The organism is Micromonospora sp. NPDC000121, from assembly GCF_042899165.1.
In the GTDB taxonomy this organism is placed as follows: Bacteria; Actinomycetota; Actinomycetes; order Mycobacteriales; family Micromonosporaceae; genus Micromonospora.
Map to the genome: position 1 here is coordinate 65,108 of NZ_JBIAZP010000007.1, position 16,943 is coordinate 82,050.

Annotated in this window: 17 protein-coding genes and 2 pseudogenes; 8 read left to right on the top strand and 11 right to left on the bottom strand. The window is 71.5% G+C overall.

The features are described 5' to 3' along the window. Window positions 1-77 precede the first annotated feature (77 nt). From ACFY23_RS20515 to ACFY23_RS20525, 3 genes are all read left to right on the top strand, one after another. Complete coding sequence (locus ACFY23_RS20515) at window positions 78-1,757, top strand: right-handed parallel beta-helix repeat-containing protein (protein WP_350681469.1); 1,680 nt, start codon at window positions 78-80, stop codon at window positions 1,755-1,757. Between the two features lie 154 nt (window positions 1,758-1,911). Continuing rightward, window positions 1,912-3,336: a type VII secretion protein EccE gene (gene eccE / locus ACFY23_RS20520; protein WP_350819199.1), complete on the top strand. Its 1,425-nt coding sequence runs from the start codon at window positions 1,912-1,914 to the stop codon at window positions 3,334-3,336. After that, window positions 3,333-4,025: a hypothetical protein gene (locus ACFY23_RS20525; RefSeq protein WP_350681465.1), complete on the top strand. Its 693-nt coding sequence runs from the start codon at window positions 3,333-3,335 to the stop codon at window positions 4,023-4,025. The genes eccE and ACFY23_RS20525 overlap by 4 nt, the downstream gene beginning before the upstream one ends. Window positions 4,026-4,050: 25 nt before the next feature. Here the strand turns inward: ACFY23_RS20525 and ACFY23_RS20530 are convergent. The 7 genes and pseudogenes from ACFY23_RS20530 to ACFY23_RS20560 form a co-directional block, all read right to left on the bottom strand. Then, window positions 4,051-4,164, bottom strand: a pseudogene (locus ACFY23_RS20530) (IS630 family transposase); the annotation flags it as partial. A 157-nt stretch (window positions 4,165-4,321) separates the two neighbouring features. After that, the gene (locus tag ACFY23_RS20535) at window positions 4,322-5,152 is read right to left on the bottom strand and encodes an ABC transporter permease (protein WP_350681463.1); all 831 of its coding nucleotides are present in this window, start codon (window positions 5,150-5,152) and stop codon (window positions 4,322-4,324) included. Continuing rightward, on the bottom strand, window positions 5,149-6,081 hold the full coding sequence (locus ACFY23_RS20540; protein ID WP_350681461.1) for an ABC transporter ATP-binding protein: 933 nt from the start codon (window positions 6,079-6,081) through the stop codon (window positions 5,149-5,151). The genes ACFY23_RS20535 and ACFY23_RS20540 overlap by 4 nt, the downstream gene beginning before the upstream one ends. 398 nt (window positions 6,082-6,479) lie before the next feature. Beyond that, the gene (locus ACFY23_RS20545) at window positions 6,480-6,770 is read right to left on the bottom strand and encodes a sulfurtransferase TusA family protein (RefSeq protein WP_350681459.1); all 291 of its coding nucleotides are present in this window, start codon (window positions 6,768-6,770) and stop codon (window positions 6,480-6,482) included. 138 nt (window positions 6,771-6,908) lie between these two features. Further along, window positions 6,909-7,442 (bottom strand): DinB family protein, encoded by a 534-nt coding sequence (locus ACFY23_RS20550; RefSeq protein WP_350681457.1) that lies wholly within the window; start codon window positions 7,440-7,442, stop codon window positions 6,909-6,911. Window positions 7,443-7,455: 13 nt separating this feature from the next. Continuing rightward, a complete protein-coding gene (locus tag ACFY23_RS20555) occupies window positions 7,456-8,559 on the bottom strand; it encodes an FAD-dependent oxidoreductase (protein ID WP_350681455.1) in 1,104 nt (367 codons plus the stop codon). 148 nt (window positions 8,560-8,707) lie between these two features. Next, window positions 8,708-9,703 carry an alcohol dehydrogenase catalytic domain-containing protein gene (locus tag ACFY23_RS20560; RefSeq protein WP_387051258.1) on the bottom strand — a complete coding sequence of 332 codons (996 nt, stop codon included), beginning with the start codon at window positions 9,701-9,703 and terminating at the stop codon, window positions 8,708-8,710. Between the two features lie 411 nt (window positions 9,704-10,114). Between ACFY23_RS20560 and ACFY23_RS20565 the strand changes: the two genes are divergently transcribed. Together ACFY23_RS20565 and ACFY23_RS20570 are read left to right on the top strand one after the other, a co-directional pair. After that, on the top strand, window positions 10,115-10,399 hold the full coding sequence (locus tag ACFY23_RS20565) for a hypothetical protein (RefSeq protein WP_350681483.1): 285 nt from the start codon (window positions 10,115-10,117) through the stop codon (window positions 10,397-10,399). Window positions 10,400-10,404: 5 nt separating this feature from the next. Beyond that, window positions 10,405-10,646: pseudogene (locus ACFY23_RS20570) on the top strand (SDR family oxidoreductase); the annotation flags it as partial. A gap of 185 nt (window positions 10,647-10,831) precedes the next feature. Here ACFY23_RS20570 and ACFY23_RS20575 read toward each other — a convergent pair. Genes ACFY23_RS20575 through ACFY23_RS20585 form a run of 3 tightly spaced genes read right to left on the bottom strand, consistent with a single transcriptional unit; the run spans window position 10,832 to window position 13,061 of the window. Then, entirely contained in the window at window positions 10,832-11,479 is a 648-nt protein-coding gene (locus tag ACFY23_RS20575) for a GntR family transcriptional regulator (RefSeq protein WP_350681451.1), read from the bottom strand. Window positions 11,480-11,526: 47 nt separating this feature from the next. Then, window positions 11,527-12,378 carry a cytochrome c biogenesis CcdA family protein gene (locus tag ACFY23_RS20580; protein WP_350681449.1) on the bottom strand — a complete coding sequence of 284 codons (852 nt, stop codon included), beginning with the start codon at window positions 12,376-12,378 and terminating at the stop codon, window positions 11,527-11,529. Continuing rightward, complete coding sequence (locus ACFY23_RS20585; RefSeq protein WP_387051260.1) at window positions 12,375-13,061, bottom strand: DsbA family protein; 687 nt, start codon at window positions 13,059-13,061, stop codon at window positions 12,375-12,377. Before ACFY23_RS20585 ends, ACFY23_RS20580 begins: the two co-directional genes overlap by 4 nt. Before the next feature lie 200 nt (window positions 13,062-13,261). On the opposite strand from ACFY23_RS20585, the gene trxB reads away from it, so the two are divergent. Further along, on the top strand, window positions 13,262-14,245 hold the full coding sequence (gene trxB / locus ACFY23_RS20590; RefSeq protein ID WP_350819200.1) for a thioredoxin-disulfide reductase: 984 nt from the start codon (window positions 13,262-13,264) through the stop codon (window positions 14,243-14,245). A 23-nt stretch (window positions 14,246-14,268) separates the two neighbouring features. Next, a complete protein-coding gene (gene trxA / locus ACFY23_RS20595; protein ID WP_350681445.1) occupies window positions 14,269-14,595 on the top strand; it encodes a thioredoxin in 327 nt (108 codons plus the stop codon). Between the two features lie 163 nt (window positions 14,596-14,758). On the opposite strand, the gene ACFY23_RS20600 is transcribed toward trxA, so the two are convergent. Beyond that, window positions 14,759-15,712 (bottom strand): helix-turn-helix domain-containing protein, encoded by a 954-nt coding sequence (locus ACFY23_RS20600; protein ID WP_350681444.1) that lies wholly within the window; start codon window positions 15,710-15,712, stop codon window positions 14,759-14,761. 104 nt (window positions 15,713-15,816) lie between these two features. On the opposite strand from ACFY23_RS20600, the gene ACFY23_RS20605 reads away from it, so the two are divergent. Continuing rightward, entirely contained in the window at window positions 15,817-16,878 is a 1,062-nt protein-coding gene (locus tag ACFY23_RS20605) for a saccharopine dehydrogenase NADP-binding domain-containing protein (RefSeq protein WP_350681442.1), read from the top strand. Window positions 16,879-16,943 lie beyond the last annotated feature (65 nt).

The following is a 16,943-nucleotide window of genomic DNA, read 5'->3' on the forward strand; positions in this document are numbered from 1 at the left end:
CGGCGACGGGGCTCCCGCCGTGTCGACCGCCTGGGATATCGTCGGCGTGCCCCTTCCGCCGTATGAAGACCGGAGCCATGACGCGCACCCTTCTCGTCTCCCCGGACCAGCCTGGCGCCTATCCGTCCATCGGTGACGCGCTCGCGGTGGCGGACGACGACACCGTCGTCTCGGTCAGCCCCGGCACCTACTACGAGGCGTTGTTCGTCAACGACCGTGGGGTCACCATCGTCGCCGCGCAGGGGGCCGGCACGGTCACCATCGACGCCTCGTCCGGGGCGTACCCGACGGTGTCCTGCAACTCGGGCCGGCTGGAGCTGCGCGACCTGGTCCTCAAGGCCGGGGACGCGCCGGTCGTGGCGGCCGACCGGGCGGCGCTCACCATGACCGGGTGCGAGCTGAGCGCCGGTTTCGGCCCGGCCATCTCGGTGGCCAGCCGGTCGGAGTTCACCCTGACCCGCTGCCGCGTCACCGGCGCCCGTTACGGGCTGGTGATCGAGGACTCCGACGGCACCGTCGAGGGCTGCGAGTTCAGCGACCTGAGCGAGGACGGCATCATCGTCCGGATCGGCGCCGCCCCGACGATCCGGACCAGCACGGTCACCCGCTGCGGCAACCGCGGCATCTACGTCTACCAGTACGGCCGCCCAACCATCGAGGCCTGCGACATCTCCCAGACCGGTCACGCCGGAGTCGCCGTGGTGCACCAGAGCGCGCCCGTACTGCGCCGCTGCCGGATCCGCGACACCCGCGGCCCGGCCGTCTCCTTCGCCCGCGGGTGTCAGGGCACGGTCGAGGAGTGCACCACCGAGAACACCGCACTGCCGGCGATCGAGGTCGCCGAGGGTGCCACACCGACCGTCGTGGAGGGCACGGCCAGCCGGCGGGCCACCTTCGGGGCCGAGGCGGCGCAGGCCGCGAAGCAGCAGGACACCGCACGCACCGACAAGCTGCTCGCCGAACTCGAGGCGATGGTCGGCCTGGAGTCGGTGAAGGAGGAGGTCCGCGCGCTCATCGACGAGATTCAGGTCAACGAGTGGCGGCGCAGTGCCGGCCTGCCGGTCGGCACGGTCAGCCACCACCTGATCTTCGCGGGCGCGCCCGGCACCGGTAAGACCACCGTGGCCCGCATCTACGGCGAGCTGCTGGCGGCGCTCGGCGCGCTGCCCGGCGGCGCGTTCCGGGAGGTGTCCCGGCGGGACCTCGTGGGCCAGTACCTCGGCCACACGGCCGAGAAGACGGCCGCGGCCTTCGACCTGGCCCGGGGCGGGGTGCTCTTCATCGACGAGGCGTACACCCTCTCCCGATCCTTCGGTAGCGGTGGCGACTTCGGGCAGGAGGCCATCGACACGCTGGTCAAGCTGATGGAGGACCATCGCGACGAGGTGGCCGTCATCGCCGCCGGCTACACCGGGGAGATGCTCCAGTTCCTCGACGCCAACCCGGGTCTGGCGTCCCGCTTCGCAAAGACCATCGAGTTCGGCAACTACAGCCCCGAGCAACTGGTCGTCATCGTGGAGCGGATGGCCGTCGGCGACGAGTACCTGCTCGCCGACGGGGTCTCCGATCTGCTCCAGGCGCACTTCGCCACCATCGAGCGGGACCAGAACTTCGGCAACGCCCGCGAGGCCCGCAAGCTCTTCGAGGGCGTCCGCAAGGCCCAGGCGCAACGGCTGCGCCAGTCCGGTCAGCGGCCCAGCCTCGACGAACTGCGTACCGTGACGGTGGCCGACATCCGCGCCGCGATCGGTCGCTGAGCGGGCCGGCCCAGGTGAGGAGGGACGCGAGGTGACGCATCCGGGTGCGGCACGGCCGGGTGAACCGGGTTGGCAGCACCATCCGGGTGCAGCCGCCCAACCGGCTCGGCAGGTGCCGCCCGCGCCACGGGTGGCACCACCGCAGCAGGCCAGCGTGCCGGCGCCCGCGCCGACGGTGAGCCGGGCCGGCGCCGGCCCGTGGCAGGACGGGGTGGCGCAGCGCGGGCAGGGCCGGGCGGCCGTTGGCACCGCGTACATCAGCCAGGCGGCCAGTGCGGCACGGGCCGCGACGGCCGCGCAGGCCACCGCCACGGCGCAGGCCGCGACGGCCGCACAGGCCACCGCCACGGCGCAGGCCGCGCCGCCCCCGCAGGCCGCCGCCCCCCAGCCCGCCGCGGCCGCCGCCGACGTGGCGGTCGCGGCCGCAGCCACCAAAGCGGTACGACCACACCAGGCCGCCCTCGGGATCGGCGGCGTCAACGTCGCCCAACTGGTGGCATGGCAGGCCGGCGCAGCGGCGGTGCTCGCCGCCTCCCCGCACGGCGTGCCGCTCACCGCCACGGTGGCCACCGGGGCGATGCTGCTGCTCACCCCGACGATGATCCGGTTCCGCAACCGGTGGCTGTACCAGTGGATTTCGGTCTGGTGGGGCTTTCGGGGCCGCCGCCGGCAGCTCACCGCCACCGGTGGGGACGCGGCCGCGCAGCTGCTGGCGCAACTTGAGCGCGGCGTCGAGCTGGAAACCGTCGAGGTCGACGACCAGCCGGCCGTCCTGCTGACCCATCGGGGCGGACTGAGCGCCGTCTTCGAGGTCGACCCGACCGAGGGTGCCCTGCTGATGAGCGCGCCCCAGGCCCTGCCGTCCCCGGCCTCGCTGTTGCCGGCGGCCGACGAGAAGGCGCCCCCGGTGGTGGTGCAGCTGCTGATCCAGGTGACGCCGGCACCGCGCGCCCGCTCCGGCGCGGCGGCGGTGGACCGGGCGTACCGGGAGCTGACCAACGGGGACGTGCCGGCCAGCCGGCAAGCCTGGGTGGTGCTCCAGGTCGCGCGGACCCCCGACTTCCACGCCGACCGTGACCTGCGCCCGACGCTCACCGCGGCGATTCGGCGGATGCGGCGGCAGCTGCGGCAGGAGCGGGTGACCGCCCGGATGCTCAACCGGGACGAGGTGCTCGCCGCCGTCACCGCCCTCACCCACCTGACCGGCGGGGCGCCCGGCGCTGCGGGGGAGCGGCCGCTGGCCCGGGAGACCTGGCGGGGCTGGTCGACCCAGGGTGCCCCGCAGAGCTGTCACCGGATGCTGGCCTGGCCCCGCCGGCCGTGGGAGGTCGACCCGTTGCTGCGGGGGCTGCCCGCCGCCGCCAGCGTGGTGTCGATCGCGGCCAGCCGCACCGCCGGCGACGACGTCGCCGTGGAGGTGGCGTTCCGCCTGATGGGCACCGACCCGACCGCACTCGCCGCCGCCGACCAGGCCCTGCACGAGGCGATCCGCGGCCACGGCGGTCGGCTGCAACGACTCGACGGCGAGCACGCGCACGGCGTGGCCGCCACGCTTCCGCTCGGAGGTTTTCTGCGGTGAAGAGCGTCGCCTTCCCCGGCAGCCGGATGGGGTTGCACGTCGCCGACACCGCCACGGTCGGCGGTCTGCACCTGGTCGCCGGGGGCGGCGGCCTGGTCGTCGGGCGCAGCCGGCAGCAGGAGCCGGTGGGGCTGCGCCTGTTCCGGGCCGAACCGACGCGGCTGCTGCTGACCGGCGGCGTACGCTGCGCCGAGCTGCTCGCCTTCCGGGCCCTCGCGCTCGGTACCCGGCTGTTCATCCAGACCGCCCGCGAGCAGGAGTGGGACTCCTTCCTGCGGCGTTGCGTCATCGGCCGGGAGGTCGCCTCGTTCCTGCCGCCGGGCGTCGCGCCACCGACCGCGGCCACCCCGACCGAGCCGCAGCTCGTCGTGATCGACACCGGCCCGGTCACCGGCCCCGACTCGGGCCTCAGCGCGCCCTGGCGGGCCACCCTGGTGGTCCGCGACGACCTGGCCGGCTGGGACGTCGACGCGCTGGTACGCAGCGACATCGTGCTGCTCCAGCGGTTGGCGGAGACGGAGGCGGCGACGGCGGCGAGCGCGCTGGGCCTGATGAGCGTGCAGAGCTGGTTCACCCAGCTGCACCCCGAGATGGTCGGTCTGATCACCAAGGGCAAGGTGCAGTGGGTGATGCTCAGCATGACCCCCACCGAACGTCAGCTGATCGGCGCCGTCGCCCGCGCCGGCTGATCGTCCGGCCCGTCGGCCGCCCCGGCGGCATGCCGGGCATCATCGGCAGTACCGGCTGTGCCCAGTCCAGGGCTCGGACCTGACTCTTCTCGTCCACGCAGAGAACCACCGCCCGCTCGGGCGGGTGGCGGTGCAGCCCACCACGTCGACGACCTTGTCCACGCCGAGCCGGCCGGCACCCATCTGGCGCCGGCCGGTCCCGACGTGACCCCCGCCCACCCGGGCGGCGCGAGGTCAAGATGGCCCGCGGTGGCCCACCCCACCATCCGGTGGGGAGTCGCTCGCAGCGTCCTCGATCATCTGTGCCGGGGCTCCCAGCGGAAGTACCGGCGGGCCACCAGAAGCGACACCACCAGCCAGGCCAGCAGAACACCGAGGGAGGGCAGCACCGCCACGAACGTTCCGGCGAGAGTCAGTACCTGGCCCTCGTCGGTGCGGGCGAGCCAGCCGACCCGCAGCATCTCGGTGAGCGGCCCGGTGGGCAGGAACCAGAGCACCCGCTCCAGCGACTCCGGCAGCGCGCCGAGCGGCAGCATCGCACCTGGCGTGGCCAGGAAGATCACCACGGTCGGCAGGGTGGTCAGCATGGCCGCTTCGGAGCTGCGGGTGACCGCAGAAAGCGCGGCCGAGAACGCCGCCATGATCGCGGACCCCAGCAGCAGTGCCATCGCCATGACCAGCGGGTTCGCCGGCGCCGGCAGACCGAGCGCGCCGACGGCGTAGCAGGCCAGCACGACGAACTGGGCGAGGAACATCAGCACGGTGCTGCTGGCCGTGCCGAGCAGGATGGTGCGGTCCGAGGCAAGCCCGGCGCGCAGGCGTTTGAGCACCAGTTCCTGGCGGCGGGAGGCGTACACGGTGGTCAGGTGATGGTGCACCAGGAAGACCATGATCAGGGTGGTGACGCTGACGACCCTGCGGACGCCGGGCACTGTCTGACCCGCGTAGCTGCTGACGAGCAGGACGGCGATTATCAGGGGGGAAACCACAGACATGGCGGTGGCCGTCCAGTTGCGGCGCAGCGCCAACAGCTCCATCTTCAGCAGCGCGGCGATCTGCCAGAACGGCCGCGTGGCCCGGTCGCCGGGCGCGGTGGCCGGGGTCTGCGTCGTCATCGTCTCGCTCATCGGGCAGCCTCCGGTTCCGCGTGCTGGTTGGTGAGATCGTGGTCGGCGGCGATGTCCAGGAAGACATCCTCCAGAGTGGCCGGTCGTGCTGACAGCGCGGCCAGCTGGACGTCGCTCGTGTTGGCCCAGTCGAGCAGTCGGGTGAGATCCGTCTGGAGCTGACGCGACTCGTACGTGACCCGGTCGCCCTCGACCGAGCGGGTGGCGTGCGGCAGGCCGGGGAGCACGTCCGTCTTCGGCAGCCGGAAGGTGATCCGGGCAGGCAGGGTGCGGACGATGTCCTGCGGGGCTCCGGTCGCTACGATGTGCCCACTCCGCATGATCGCCACCTGGTCGGCGAGCACCTCCGCCTCCTCCAGATAGTGCGTGGTGAGCAGTACCGTCGTGCCGTTCTGTTGGAGTTCCCGCACGACGTCCCAGGTGCGTCGCCGGGAGGCCGGGTCCATGCCGGTGGTCGGCTCGTCGAGGAAGAGCACCTCCGGCCGGCCGAGCACGGCCAGGGCCAGCTCCAGCCGCCGCCCCTCGCCCCCGGAAAGCTGCTCGACCGCCACGTCCATCCGGTGGGTCAGCTCGACCAGTTCCAGCACCTCGTGAGAGGTGTACGGCCGGACGGTGAGTGACCGCCAGATCTCCACCGTTTCCCGAACCGTCAGCGAGCCGGTGAATCCACCGTGTTGGAGCATCACCCCCGTCCGGGGGCGCAGCGCTGCCCGGTCCCGCACCGGGTCCAGCCCGAGCACCCGGACCCGGCCATGGGTGGCCGGCTGCAACCCTTCCAGCACCTCGATCGTGGTGGTCTTGCCGGCACCGTTGGTGCCGAGCAGGGCGAACAGCTCACCACGGTGGATCCGCAGCGACACCCCTCGGACCGCCTCGAACTCCCCGTAGTTGCGACGTAGGCTGTCCACTTCAATCACGACGTCATCCATGCTTCCGAGGCTGCCGGTGACCGGCGACAGAGCCGATCCCCGCCGTGTCATGTTCCGACCGTGCGGTATGCACGCCTCACCCGTGCGATCCCACACCGAGCCCGCGATGGCGCACCCGCCGTTGGTGGCCAAACCCCGGCCTGGACTATCTCAACCAGCGGTGTTTCCGTCGATCTTGGTCAGTAGGTCTCAGCAGCTGTGGGTCACCGATGCCGACATCCACGCCGTCGAACGCGACGAGAACGACGGTCGACAACGCCCCTCCCACGAGAAGCAAGGTCACCGGCGGGCTTGCCGCCCTCGCCTGCGCCGCGTGCTGACCGTGACCGGGCTGGAGACCGCCGGATCGGAGCGGCTCAGGTGCGGCACGGCGGGCCGGTGTACGCCCCGCAGGCCGGTCAGCGGCGGGTGATCCAGGGCCGCTGCTGGTCGACCGGTGCGGCTGCTGCCGCGACGCGGATCGCGTAGACCGTGCCGGACTCGGATGGTTGGCGGCCGAGCCAGGTGTGGCCGGTCAGGTGGCACCAGGCGGGTAGGTCGATGGGTGCGACGGGGTCGGTGGCGATGACGTGCACGATGGTGCCCGGCGGGACGCCGTCGATTTCCTTCCGCAGCCGGAGCAGGAGGGTGACACAGAGCAGACCGGTGCCGTCGACGGTGCGGACGGCGGGGTCGGTGGGCGGGTTCATCGGCTCCTCGCGGTGGCGGCGATGGCGGGCAGGGTGGCGATGGACACGATGCCACCGATGAGCGCCAGGACCGGATAGCCGGCGGCGGAGACGACCAGGCCGTAGGTCAGGCCGCCGGTGGCGCGCGGAACGTGAGGCTCACGCGAGAGGATTGAGGACGAGATATCCGTCCAGGCGGGAGACCTGGCCGGTGTCCGGATCAGGCGGAAGGGCGTGACCGAGGTCGTTGGCGCGGACTTCGCCGATCCACTGGTCGTGCTGGTACTCGTGGTTGATGAGGGCAACCAGGAGATGGGTGGCGACGACGGTGAGCTGGGCCGGGGCGGCGACGCGGCCGGCGGCGATGTCGTTCATCCGGCCGTGCACGCGTTCGGCGACGGTGTCGCGGAATTCGGTGAGCCGCTTCACGGTGGGCAGCGCGCCGCGGAACCGCTCGGGCTGCGCGGAGTCCATGAGCGCGTCCAACTCGGGGTCGGGGCTGGGCTCGGCCGCGGTGAGGTTGCGGATCATGAAGTGGGCGACGTGGGCCTGGTGGCCGAGGTGCCAGCCGATGGCGCTGGAGTTCTCACTGGGCCGCCAGGTCACCTCGTCCGGGCTGAGGTCCTTCCACAGTTCGTCGGTGTAGGCGCGGGCGCGGTCGTACTCGTGCAGCAGTGCTCTTACCTCGTGCATGGGGTCACCTGTGTCATCGGAGCGGGGTCCGCCCGCGGCCGGGGATGCTCCCGGCAGGGGCGGAGCGGGCGGTCAGGATGGTGCGGGCCGCGCGTTGGCCGGCGGCCAGCGCGCCTTCGACGTGTCCGGCGTAGCCGGTGCTGGTTTCCGTCGACGCCCAGTGGAGTCGCCCGTCCAGGGCCGGCTGCTGATACAGCGGGTGTCCGAAGAGGCTGTAGTCACGCAGACGGTGCACGCCGGGCGGCGAGGTCCAGTGTTCGGCGCTCCAGTCCTGGACGTGCAGAGCGTCGGGGCGGGCTGCTGCCGGACCGAACAGCTCGGTGAGTTGGTCGGTGACGGCCTGCCGGAAGCCGGGCCCCGCGGCGGTGGCGGGGGCGAACCCGAACAGCGCCGCCGGGTGGCCCTGAGGACCGGACATGTCGTGGAGTTCCTGGAGGGGGCCGGTGCGGCTGAAGGCCGCGCCGGCCAGGCCGTCCCTGCGCCAGAACGCGTCGGGGTAGACGGCGACGGCCTTGACGACGGCGCCCATCCACACCGGGGTGGCGCCAGCCACGCTGACGAGGTCGGCGGGTAGTGCGTCGCCGAAGTCGATGCGCGCCAGGGCCAGGGCGGGCGGCACGGCGAGAACGACGTGGCCGGTCCGGTGGACCGCGTCGGGGGTGTGGACGGCCAGGCCGCCGCCGGTGGCGCGAACCGCCGTCACGGGGGTGTTCAGGCGCAGCGTGCCGGCGGGCAGGGCGGCAGCCAGCCGGTCGCTCAGGGCGTCGGCGCCAGCCGGGTAGCGGTGAGCGGGGACGTCGACGGGGTTGCCCGGCAGCCGGTGGGTGCCGGTGACGTCCTGGAAGAGGACATCGCCCGCGGTGTGCTGCGCGAAGGTGTCGAGACCGAGCCGGGCGACGAGGGCCTGCACCCGCTGCTCCCCGTCCCAGAACCAGGTGGCCCCCAGATCGAGGGCGCGCTCCCGGTCCACGGGGGTGCTGAGGAGGCGGCCTCCGGGGCGGTTGCGGGCCTCCAGACACAGGGTGTCGCACCCGGCGTCGGTCAGGGCGGTGGCCGCGGCCAGTCCCGCAGCTCCCGCGCCGATCACGACGACGGGCTGGCCGTCAGGATGCGGCATGCGCGGTCTCCTCCATCTCTCGTGCCGAGCTGTCCCGGCGTACGGCAGCAGTCGTGCCCGCCCTGCTTCCGGCGGCGGCAGCCAGGGCGGGGCGGCCCAGCGCGGCAGGGGCGGTCGCCCGTCGGTGTGGTGCGTGACGAGGTGTGCGTCAGGCGGCGGGGGTGAGGACCATGCGGAAGCGGGCCTGTCCGGCCCGCTGGGCCTTCAGGGCCTCGCCCACCTGTTCCAGCGGCGCGGTCTGCACGTGGGGCCGGACACCGCTGGCCAGGGCGAAGCGCATCGCCTGTTCGGTGTCGGTCGGGTTACCGGTCACGTGGCCGGCGACGCTGCGGGAAGACATGACCAGCTTGCCCAGCGGCAGTTGCAGGGGGGTGCCGTCGAAACCGACGACGGTGAGACGGCCGTGCGGCACCAGGCCGTCGATGAGTCCCGCCAGCGGCGCGCTGCTGGCGGCCGTGGACAGGATCAGCCGGCATCCGCCCAGCTCGCGCAGCGCTCGTCCGGCCTCCTCTCGGGAGGCGTCGATGTAGTGATGTGCGCCGAGCTCTATGGCCGTCTGCCGCTTGTCCTCGCCGCGTGCGATGCCTACGGTTTCAAAACCCATGGCCGCGGCGAACTGCACTGCCAGGTGTCCCAGGCCGCCGATCCCCAGCACGGCGACACGGTCACCCGGCTCGGCTCCGCTGTGCCGCAGCGCGTTGAAGGTGGTCACCCCCGCGCACCCGAAGGGCGCGGCCTCCGCCATGGAGAGCCCCTCCGGGATACGGACCAGAGCGTTTGCGGGGACGGTGATGCTCGACGCCCATCCGCCGGGGTAGGACAGGCCGGGAATCTGGCGCCGTGGGCAGTGGACGACGTCGCCCGACCGGCATGCCGTGCACGTGCCGCAGCTGCCGCCGAACCAACCCACTCCCACCCGCTCGCCAATCTCCCAGCCGTGCACGCCCTGGCCCAGCTCCGCGATCACGCCGGCCACCTCGTGGCCGGGGGTGATGGGAAATCCGTGCGCCGGGGAGGGGTCTGCGGCCATGCCGGCATCGGCTCCGCAGATGCCCGACGCAAGGACGTCCACGCGCACCTCGCCCGCTCCAGGCTTGCGTGCCTGCACCGGCGTCACGAGCACGGGCCCGCCGGGCTCCGTCACCTGAGCGGCCTGGTGAACTCGGCGTAAGTCCTGGGGCACAGTCACTCCTGACGAAAAGGAACGTCCGGTTTCCGGAGGTGGTATTCCCCGACCCTTCCGGAACGCCGGAGGAATATGTCGGCTGCTTTCGCGTATTCAGCGGAGCAGGTTTCCTACCGTAGGGCGGCCGGAAGGTGGGCGGTAGGGGGCGACACCGAATACGGGCATAACCTGAGGCTATGAATGGGAGGGGCTCAGGGTGAAAGTCGAGGGACTGCGCTACTCGCAGGCCGGCGGTCCCACGTCCGAGCGGTCATTAGCTTCGGTTATGGCCAGATCACGGATGATGCTCTACCGGACGGATTCCCGCGAATCTACGGTGGACTCGCCTGCGGGGTTTCTCGTGGGTGACGATTCGTAAGGGATGTGCACGTGACGGCTTACCTGGAAATCACTCTCACCGTCGAGGAATCGCGTCGCGCCGAGGCTGCCGGCGTCTACCAGCAGTACAAGCAGCCGTTCCTCGACACGGTCCCCGGTGCCAACTCCAAGGAACTGCTCGTGCGCGACGAGGACGTCCAGGTCCTGCACGGCTTCTCCACCGCCGCGCAGGCCCGGGCCTACCTCGACAGCGACCTGTTCACCAAGGACGTCGTCGGTGGTCTGACCCCGCTACTGTCCGCCGACCCCGAGGTCAGGATCTACGAAACCGCCTGACCCCGCACGGCATCCGGGTCAACGCGGTCGCGCCCGCCGTCGTCCGCACCCCCATCTACGAGGAGTTCATCCCCAAGGCGGACGTCGCCACCGCGCTCGACGGGTTCAACTCCTTCCACCCCCTCGGGCGTACTGGAGATCCCGACGATGTCGCCGCCACGGTGGCGTTCCTGCTGTCGGACCAGACCGGCTGGGTCACCGCGCGGTCTGGGACGTCGACGGCGGCGTCATGGCCGGGCGCAACTAACCCTCGGCCCCACAAACCATGCCACGCGCCTGGCGTACCAATGTCGGGCCGTGGCGGGCTGCCGCAGCGGCACAAGCAGCACAGCGGGCGTCCTGCGGTGGTGCCCCGCCGCCCCACTCGGGGCACTGCGCGAACCCGCAGCGCCTTCGACGAGCATCAGGCAGGCTGGGAGGTGGGGCGAATGGTCACATGCGCAGCTGTCGCAGGTCAGAACCGTACGTGTCGCCGACGTGCGCGCGGAGGGCCTCGGCGAAGCCCTGGGCGTCGTCGGCGCGCAGACGGGCGACGAGATTCTCGTGCTCGGCGATGATGGCTTCGCAGCGGGCCAGCAGGGTCTCGCCGTAGCTGAAGAGCAGGAAGCGCTGACGGTCGGCGAGCCGGTCGTTGAGTTCGAGCATCACCAGATTGCCGCCGACCTCGACGAAGGAGCGATGGAAGGCGATCGTGAGTTCGATGAAGCCGTTCAGGTCGCGGTCGGCGAGTGCTTCCTTCTGCTGGTCGATGTCCTGCTCAAGGCGCGCGGCGAGGGCCATCCGGCGCTCCGGTGTGGCGCGCTGCACCGCCGTGGCCTCGATGATGAGCCGGGCGTCGACGAGATCCTCCGCGGCCTTTTCGCTCATCCTGCGTACCAGAGCGCCGCGCTTGGGGTACACGGTGATCCACCCCTCGTCCTGGAGCCGGGCCAGGGCGGCCCGCACAGGGGTGCGGCTGACGCCGAGCTCGGCGGCGAGACTGGCCTCGCCGAGCATGGTGTCGGGTTTGTGTGCTCCGTTGAGGATGCCTGCGCGGATGGCCGCGTAGGCGCGCTCGGAGGCGCTTTCTGTCGTCGACATGGGAACCATCTTCTCCGGACCGGAGTGGGTGCCGGTAACCGCCGCGGCTACTCGCGTTGGTCGCCCCCGTGCTGGTCGGGGGACGCTTGCTGTTCGCAGACCGCTGACCGGCGGCGGTGGACGAGCCACGCGGCCGCAAGGACGAGGAGGGCGGCCAGGACGACGGCCAGGTCGGGAACGTGCGAGGCGCCGTCCAGGGCGCGGGCCTCGACGGTGAACTGCTGGGACGTGCCGAGGAGCCCGCTGAGCGAGGCGGTGCCGTCGGTGACGACGAGCAGGACGCCCAGGCCGATGCCCAGGGCCCCGCTCACGATCTGCGTCCAGGTGTTGGTCCACCGGCCGATACGGAGCTGACGGGGACGCACCAGACGCCGCACCCACGGCATTCTCGACCAGGTGATCGCCAGAACGAACAGCGGGACGGCCATGCCGAAGGCGAACACGGCCAGGACGATCCCACCGTAGAGCGGGTCGCCGCCGAGCGCGGCCAGGGCCAGTACGGAGCCCAGAACAGGGCCCGCGCACACGCCGGCCATCCCGTAGACGGTGCCGAGGAGGAACACCGACGCGGTCGAAGTGCTCTCCCCGGCGGAGGTGTGGCCGAAGGCCGGCAGGGAGACGCCTGCGAGCTGCACCAGCCCCAGCACGATCACGACGCCGGCGGCGACGGTCACCAGAAGGGTGCGGTGCTCGTTGATGACCGCACCCAGACTCCCGGCGAGGACGCCGATGGGTACGAGGGTCGTCAGCAGGCCCAGGTAGAACACCGCGGTGCGGGCAACCAGCCGGGTGGGGTTGGTGAAGGCGTAGGCGAAGAAGGCCGGCAGCAGCATCACCGAGCACGGGCTCAGCAGGGTGAGGACGCCTCCGATGAGGGCTCCGGCCAGGCCGATGCTCACCGCGGGCCAGCCTTCGCGAGCTGAGCGTCGAGAAGCTGCCGGAACGCCGCGAGGGGCTGGGCGCCGGACAGTGCCTGGTCGCCGGCGACGAAGAACGGGACACTGGTGATCCCCAGCTGATGGGCTTCGCTGGTGGCGGCGTTCACCGCGTCGCGCAGATCCTTGCGGTCGAGGTCGCTCTCGAATGCCGCCATGTCGGGGACACCGGCAGATCGGGCGAACGCGATCAGCTTCTTGCGGGACAGGTCAGGATGCTTGTTCTCCGGGGCGGCGCCGTAGACCGCGGTCAGGTACTGCATGAAGCGGCCCTGCTCGGCCGCGGCGCGCAGCGCGACGGCGGCGTCGACCGACTGGTCGCCGAAGAAGGCCACGTCACGGAACTCGTAGCGAACCTTCCCGGTGTCGACGTAGTCCTTGAGCAGCGTGGGCAGGGTCTGCTGGGCGAACAGGGCGCAGTAGGGGCAGCGCAGGTCCGCGAACTCGACCAGGACCACCGGCGCGTCGACATCGCCGACGGCGAGGGGGTCCTTCGGATCGCGTAACGCGATGGGGTCTGTCGCGTCCGCGCCGTCGGACGGGGTTCCGGCGGCGCCGTTCGGCACCGGCCGTTCGGCACCCGTCCTGCTGTTGCCGGCCCCGGCGATGGCCACGACGAGGAGGAACACGGCGGCGACGGCGAGCACCACGTTGAGCCTGCGCGCGGTGCGCAGCTGCCGCTTCAAGACCTGCATCGACGCCGAGGAAGAGGACGAGGAAGACCGGGTAGCAGACACACATCTAGAATACATGCTGTGCACATGCGGAATACTTCATGGGCGGGCGGCGTTGGCGAACGTCAGAAGGCCAACCCAGGCGGCTCTCCGCCTAGCAGAAGGGATCTCCCGTGCGGCAGATCATCGTCATCGGATCCGGCCCCGCCGGCTACACCGCGGCCATCTACGCCGCACGCGCCGGCCTGCGGCCGCTGGTGATCGCCTCCTCCGTCCAGGCGGGCGGCGAGCTGATGAACACCACCGAGGTCGAGAACTTCCCCGGCTTCCCAGAGGGGGTCATGGGCCCCGCGCTGATGGACAAGATGCAGCAGCAGGCCGAGAGGTTCGGCACCGAAATCGTCTTCGAGGACGTGGCTGCCGTCGATCTGACCGGCGACGTCAAGACCGTCACCCTCGGTTCGGGCGAGCAGCACCAGGCCCTCGCCGTGGTCTTCGCGACGGGGTCCGCCTACCGCAAGCTCGGCCTCAAGGACGAGGGCCGGCTGTCCGGGCGAGGCGTCTCCTGGTGCGCGACCTGCGACGGGTTCTTCTTCCGGCAGCGCACCATCGCCGTCGTCGGCGGCGGTGACTCGGCGATGGAAGAGGCGAACTTCCTCACCCGCTTCGCGGACAAGGTCTACGTCATCCACCGCCGCGACAGCCTGCGCGCCTCAAAGATCATGCGGGACCGCGCGTTCGCCAACAACAAGATCGAGTTCGTCTGGAACGCCGAGGTCGTCTCCATCAACGGCGAGGACGACGTCACCGGCGTCACGCTGGCCGACACCCTCACCGGCGAGCGACGTGACCTGGAGCTCCAGGGCTTGTTCATCGCGATCGGCAACGACCCGCGCGTCCACCTCGTACACGGGCAGCTCGATCTCACCGAGGACGGGACGATCGCCGTGGACGGCCGCAGCTCCAAGACGAACCTCGCCGGCGTCTTCGCCGCGGGTGACGTGGTCGACCCCACCTACCGCCAGGCGGTCACTGCCGCCGCATCGGGCACGGTCGCCGCACTCGACGCCGAGCACTACCTGACCACCCTCCCCCAGAACCTGCTGGACCGCGCCGTGGTGGCCGCGTCCAGCGATCTCTCCACCACCGCCGCCTGACCCAGGGAAGAGGGCCAAGAGCAATGTCAGCAGTACGCAGCACGACGGACACCACCTTCGCCGACGACGTCCTCATGAGCGACAAGCCCGTCCTCGTCGACTTCTGGGCGGCCTGGTGCCCGCCGTGCCGCGCCGTCGCCCCGATCCTCGACCAGCTCGCGACCGAACACGCGGACAAGATCGAGGTCGTCAAGCTGGACATCGACGCCAATCCGGAGACGGCCGCGCGGTACGGGGTCACCTCCATCCCGACGATGAAGGTCTTCCAGGGCGGCAGGGCCGTCAAGACCGTGATCGGCGCGCTGCCCAAGGCCGTCCTTGAGACCGAGCTGGCGCCCTACCTCACCTGACCGCACCTCCGCCTCCCCGTGTCCGCCCTGCCCTCACCGGCCGTGCAGCCAGACCAGAGGCACGCAGGGCAGGGCGGCACGGGGGCATCTCCAATGCGGGCAGCTTGGTCTGCCCGAGTTTCGCTGAGGCGGCTGGTGGCATCTCGCGCCACTCGCTCCTGCCTCACACCGATGAGGGCCAGGCGCTGCGAAAGGTGCGACGGTAGGCGTCCGGCGGCACGCCCACGGTGCGGTTGAAGTGTCGGCGCAGCGTCGTGGCGGTCCCCATCCCGGCCGCCTGCGCGATGGCGTCGATGCTGTCGTCGGTGTTCTCCAGCAGCTCCTGGGCCCGGCGGATCCGCTGCGTCGACAGCCACTGCAGCGGGGTGGTGCCGGTCACCGACTTGAAGTGGCGGGCCAGGTTGCGCGAGCTCATGTTCGCCTGGCGAGCCAGGTCCTCCACGGTCAGCGGACGGTTCAGCCGTTCCATCGCCCAGGGGAGCAGGTTGGCCAGGGGATGGTCGTCGCGGGCGGGCACCGGGGTGGTGACGAACTGGGCCTGGCCGCCGGCGCGGTGCGGCGGCACGACCAGCCGGCGGGCGACGGCGTTGGCGACCGTCGAGCCGTGGTCGCGGCGGATCAGGTGCAGGCACAGGTCGACCGCGGCGGCCTTGCCGGCAGAGGCGAGCACGTTGCCGTTGTCGACGTAGAGCACGTCCGGGTCGACCTTCACCCGGGGGTAGCGGGCGGCCAGCGCATCGGTGTGGGCCCAGTGCGTGGTGGCGTGCAGCCCGTCCAGCACCCCGGCGGCGGCCAGCACGAACGCGCCGGTGCACAGCGAGACCATCCGAGCGCCCGCCTCGTGGGCCGCCCGGACGGCGTCGAGCAGGTCGGGTGGCACGTCCGCGTCGATGTCTTCCACGGCAGGGATGATCACGGTGTCGGCGCGGGCGAGCCGGTCCAGCCCGCCGTCGGGTTCCATCCGGAACCTGCCGATCTGGACCGGGCCCGGGCCGCAGACCACCAGGTCATACCACGGGTCCGCCAGGCCGGAGGGGTCGCGGACGAAGACCTCGCAGACCATGGCGAGCTCGAAGTGCAGCATCCCGTCGGTGGCGGCGAGCGCGACGATGGTCATGTCCGAAACTGTACGGGGCATGGCATTCCAGACACTGGTACGGGTCGGCCGCTGCTGAGAAGGTCTCCTTGGTCGATCTTTCGAGGAGCAGGGAGGAACTGCAGATGGGTTCGGGTCAGACCGTGGCGGTGTTCGGCGCGTACGGACACACCGGGCGGTTCGTGGTGACGGAGTTGCGCGATCGCGGGTTCGTCCCGCTTCTCCTCGGTCGCGACGCGGACAGGCTCCAGGCGCTGGCGGCGTCGCATCCGGCGCTCGAACACCGGGTGGCGTCGGTCGACGATCCGGCCTCGCTCGACCGGGCATTGAGTGGCGCGGCCGCGGTCGTCAACTGCGCCGGCCCGTTCGCCTCGACCGCGGCCCCCGTGATCGAGGCCGCCCTGCGCGCCGGGGTCCCGTACGTGGATGTGGCGGCCGAGATCGAGGCCAACCTCGACACGTTCACGCACTTCACCGACCGTGCTCAGGCCGCAGGCGTCGCGGTGGTCCCGGCGATGGCCTTCTTCGGCGGACTCGGCGATCTTCTGGTCACGACGGCGATGGGCGACTGGACGGCGGCCGACGAGGCGCACGTCGCGTACGGACTGAGCAGCTGGCACCCCACGGCCGGGACCCTCGCCTCCGGCACCGTCTCCCGCGAACGGCGCGATGGCCAACGTGTCCGCTACACCGGTGGCCGGCTGGAGTATTACGTCGACGAGCGCGACCTGCCGACCCTGCACTGGGACTTTCCCGCTCCGGTGGGCCCCCGGACCGTCCTCGGCGGGTTCACGATGGCCGACGTCGTCACCGTCCCCAGCCACCTGTCGATTCCCGAGGTGCGCACGTACATGACCACCGACGCGGCCAGGGACCTGGCCGCTCCAGGCGCACCCGCGCCGACTGCGGTCGACGAGCGCGGGCGCTCCGCGCAGACGTTCTGCGTCGACGTCGTCGTGCGCTCCGGCGACACGCAACGACGCGTCGTCGCCAGCGGCCAGGACATCTACGCCATCAGCGCACCGCTGGCCGTCGAAGCGGTCGATCGCGTTCTCGGCGGTCGGACGAGGACGAGCGGCGTCGCCTCCGCCGGCGAGATCTTCGACGCGCCCGACTTCCTGCGCGCGCTGTCCGCGCACATCTCGGTCGAACCGCGCCACGAGTCTCGCGCGCCGGAGTTCGTCTGATCGCCCAGCCGCAGGGCGACCATGGCCGGTCCTGGCGCATCCGATGGGCGCCCGGCGGTCGCGGT

Excerpts from the sequence above, each read along its gene's own strand:
- ACFY23_RS20515 (WP_350681469.1), top strand. The coding sequence starts at position 78 with ATGACGCGCACCCTTCTCGTCTCCCCGGACCAGCCTGGCGCCTATCCG.
- ACFY23_RS20535 (WP_350681463.1), bottom strand. The coding sequence starts at position 5,152 with ATGAGCGAGACGATGACGACGCAGACCCCGGCCACCGCGCCCGGCGAC.
- ACFY23_RS20540 (WP_350681461.1), bottom strand. The coding sequence starts at position 6,081 with ATGGATGACGTCGTGATTGAAGTGGACAGCCTACGTCGCAACTACGGG.
- ACFY23_RS20545 (WP_350681459.1), bottom strand. The coding sequence starts at position 6,770 with ATGAACCCGCCCACCGACCCCGCCGTCCGCACCGTCGACGGCACCGGT.
- ACFY23_RS20550 (WP_350681457.1), bottom strand. The coding sequence starts at position 7,442 with ATGCACGAGGTAAGAGCACTGCTGCACGAGTACGACCGCGCCCGCGCC.
- ACFY23_RS20555 (WP_350681455.1), bottom strand. The coding sequence starts at position 8,559 with ATGCCGCATCCTGACGGCCAGCCCGTCGTCGTGATCGGCGCGGGAGCT.
- ACFY23_RS20575 (WP_350681451.1), bottom strand. The coding sequence starts at position 11,479 with ATGTCGACGACAGAAAGCGCCTCCGAGCGCGCCTACGCGGCCATCCGC.
- trxA (WP_350681445.1), top strand. The coding sequence starts at position 14,269 with ATGTCAGCAGTACGCAGCACGACGGACACCACCTTCGCCGACGACGTC.
- ACFY23_RS20600 (WP_350681444.1), bottom strand. The coding sequence starts at position 15,712 with ATGACCATCGTCGCGCTCGCCGCCACCGACGGGATGCTGCACTTCGAG.
- ACFY23_RS20605 (WP_350681442.1), top strand. The coding sequence starts at position 15,817 with ATGGGTTCGGGTCAGACCGTGGCGGTGTTCGGCGCGTACGGACACACC.